At 72.5% G+C, this 3,319-nt stretch carries 4 protein-coding genes; 1 reads left to right on the top strand and 3 read right to left on the bottom strand.

The window, feature by feature from the left end; genetic code table 11:
• The coding region (locus tag G5C62_RS26255) for a sulfite exporter TauE/SafE family protein (protein WP_241176152.1) at window positions 1-764 on the top strand (764 nt) is incomplete at its 5' end.
• Window positions 765-852: 88 nt separating this feature from the next.
• Here the strand turns inward: G5C62_RS26255 and nadA are convergent.
• The 3 genes from nadA to G5C62_RS26240 form a co-directional block, all read right to left on the bottom strand.
• A complete protein-coding gene (gene nadA / locus G5C62_RS26250; RefSeq protein WP_081975258.1) occupies window positions 853-1,863 on the bottom strand; it encodes a quinolinate synthase NadA in 1,011 nt (336 codons plus the stop codon).
• 74 nt (window positions 1,864-1,937) lie between these two features.
• Entirely contained in the window at window positions 1,938-3,029 is a 1,092-nt protein-coding gene (locus G5C62_RS26245; protein ID WP_036334775.1) for a bifunctional RNase H/acid phosphatase, read from the bottom strand.
• Between the two features lie 79 nt (window positions 3,030-3,108).
• Window positions 3,109-3,319: C4-type zinc ribbon domain-containing protein (locus G5C62_RS26240; protein WP_346774141.1), on the bottom strand; the 211-nt coding region annotated here is incomplete at its 5' end.

Genomic DNA, 3,319 nt, shown 5'->3' with positions numbered 1-3,319 from the left:
CCGCGGCCGTGTCCCCTGTCGACCTGCTCATCGCCGCAGGGGTCGCCCTCCTGGCCGGCGGCATCAACTCGATCGCCGGCGGCGGGTCGCTGATCCTCTTCCCCGTGCTGGTCGGCCTGGGGCTGGGGACGGTCGCGGCCAACGTCACCAACTCGGTGGCCCAGTGGCCCGGGTACATCGGCGGGGTGCTCGGCTTCCGCAAGGAGTACGGCGGCCAGCGGGCCCGGATGATCCGGTTCTCGGTGGTCGCGGTGCTGGGCGGCACGACCGGGTCGGTGTTGCTGCTGACCACGCCGTCCGAGGCCTTCGACACCGTCGTCCCGCTGCTGGTGTTCCTCGCCAGCATCCTGCTGGCCTTCCAGACGATGATCACCAAGCGGCTCAAGAAGCAGGAGGACGGCGTCGCCCACGCCGACCCGGCCTGGCTGTACGTGGCGCTGTTCCTGGCCACCGTCTACGGCGGCTACTTCGGCGGTGCGCTGGGCGTGATCCTGGTCGGCGTCCTCGGGCTGGGGCTGGGTCGGCTCAAGCTGGCCAACGCGATGAAGAGCGCGATCTCGCTGGTCACCGCGTCGGTCACCGTCGTCGTGTTCGGCATCTGGGGCCCGGTGGAGTGGGCCTACGTCGCCGTCTGCGCACCGGCCGCCCTGCTCGGCGGGTTCCTCGGGGCGAAGGTGGCGACCCGCATCCCGACCACCCCGCTGCGCGTGCTCATCGTGGTGTTCGGCATCGCCGTGTCGATCTACCTGTTCCTCCGCGGCTGAGCACCGGGCCCCTGTCGATCATCGGCGAACGGCTGCTCGACACGCCGAGGCGGGCCACCGTTCGCCGATGATCAACTGCGGGTGGGGCTCACTCGCCGCCGCGGCCGGGCTCGCCAATCGCGATCATCGCCTCGACCGCGCGGCGGGCGCGGGCGGCGGTGTCCGGGTCGACGTCGATCGCGCCCTCGCCGGTGCGCAACGTGTGCAGCAGCTTGGCCGGGGTGATCATCTTCATGTAGCGGCAGGCCGCCCGGGCGTTCATCGGGATGAACTCGGTCTTCGAGTTCAGCGCGCGCAGTTGGTGCAGGATGCCGATCTCCGTGGCCACCAGCACCTGGCCCGCCGTGGTCGCGGCGGCAGCGTCGGCCATGCCCCCGGTCGACAGCACCCGGGTGCGGTCGGCCGGCAGGTCGCCGTGGCTGACCAGGTCCAGCACCGAGGTCGTGCACCCGCACTCGGGGTGCACCAGGATCTCCGCGTCGGGGTGCGCGGCGATCTGCGACCGGACGTCGGCCGGGCTGATCCCGGCGTGCACGTGGCACTCCCCCGCCCAGATCGAGATGTTCTCCCGGCCGGTGACCCGCTTGACGTGGGCGCCGAGGAACTGGTCCGGGCAGAACAGGATCTCCTGGTCCGCCGGGATCGAGCGCACGACGTCGGCGGCGTTGGACGACGTGCAGCAGATGTCGGTCTCGGCCTTCACCGCGGCCGTGGTGTTGACGTAGCTGACCACGACGGCGCCGGGGTGATCGGCCTTCCACTCGCGCAACTGCTCGGCGGTGATGCTGTCGGCGAGTGAGCAGCCGGCGGCGTGGTCGGGCAGCAGCACGGTCTTGTCCGGCGACAGGATCTTCGCCGTCTCGGCCATGAAGTGGACGCCGCAGAAGACGATCTCGCGGGCGTCGGTCTCGGCGGCGACCCGGGAGAGGTACAGCGAGTCGCCGGTGAAGTGGGCGACGTCCTGGATCTCGGGCACCTGGTAGTTGTGCGCCAGGACGACGGCGCCGCGCTCGTCGGCCAGCCGGCGGATCTCCGCCGCCCACGTCTCGTACTCGGTGGCGGACATGGTGCGGTCATCGGCGGCGACGGTCGCGGTCACAGAACTCCTCAGCAGGCCGGGCTTCGGTACTCCTTGGTCCAACAGCCGGGGACGCCCCCGGCTTCCCCGGGCGGTCAGCCGAGGTGGGAGGTGTCGTTGACCAGCCGCACCGAGGTGCGGCCGTCGGAGGACCAGGTGACCGTCGACAGCGACGCGGCCTCCAGGAACACCCGGTGCACGACGTCCTCGCCCACGCCGAGCCCGGCGGCCAAGAGCAGCTTGATCGGCATCATGTGGCTGACCAGCAGCACGGTCTCCCCGGCGTGCCGGTCCAGGATGCGGCCGCGGGCCCGGGCCACGCGGGTGGCGACGTCGGCCACCGACTCCCCGCCGGGCGGACGGACGTCGGTCGCCCCCGACCAGCGCCGGAACGCCAGCGGGCTCTTCGCCTGGGCCTCCGCCGCGGTGAGCCCCTCCCAGGCGCCGAAGTCCAGCTCGCGCAGGTCGGTGTCGACCTCGACCGGGACGCCGAGCACCTGCGCGGCCGCCTCGGCGGTCTGCCGGGTGCGCTGCAGCGGGGAGCTGACGATCACGTCGATGCCCCGCCCGGCCAGGTGCCGGGCCGCGGCCTCGGCGTCCGCGCGCCCGAGCTCGGACAGCGGCAGGTCGCTGCTGCCACTGAACCGACGCTCCGGGGTGTGCTCGGTGCGCCCGTGCCGCAGCAGGTGGGTCACGGTCACGACGACGGGGGCGGGCTCCGTGGTCGGCTGGGTGTCGTCCTCGACCACCACGGGTTCGGTGGCCAGGTCGCGGCGCACCGGATTGCCGTCCATCGCGCTGTTGGCCAGCGCGTCGGCGGCGCTGTTCTGCGCCCGGGGGATCCAGGTGTAGCGCACCGAGCCGAGCTGCCGGGCGATGTCCCGGGCCTGCAGGGCGAGCTTCTTCATGTCCGGGTGCTTGATCTGCCAGCGGCCGGACATCTGCTCCACGACGAGCTTGGAGTCCATCCGCACCTCGACGCTCGAGCTGGGGTCGAGGTCGAGGGCGGCCTGCAGCCCGGCGACGAGACCGCCGTACTCGGCGACGTTGTTGGTGGCCCGGCCGACGGACTCGGCCCGCTCGGCGAGCAGCCGGCCGGTCTCGGCGTCCTTCACCAGCGCGCCGTACCCGGCGGGCCCGGGGTTGCCCCGCGACCCGCCGTCGGCCTCGACGATGAGCCGCCTCACTGCTCGACTCCGGTCTCGGTCCGCTCCTCGGTCGCTGGCGCTCCCTGCGATGCTCCCGACACCTTCGTCTTCGGACGCCTCACAGCCCGGACTCGGCGGTGCGCACCAGGACCCGGTTGCAGTTCTCGCAGCGCAGCACGGTGTGCGGGTCGGCGTTGCGGTAGGAGGCCAGCTCGGTCCCGTAGAACTCGATCCGGCAGCCCTGGCAGCGACGGGCCTTCAGCTCGGCGGCGCCGGTGCTGCCGGTCTGCGTGGCGACCCGGTCGTAGACCTTGAGCAGGTCGGCCGGG

This window comes from Modestobacter sp. KNN46-3 (assembly GCF_011039295.1).
The sequence above is the reverse complement of the archived record's forward strand: the minus strand, read 5'-3'. Positions and strand labels throughout refer to the sequence as shown.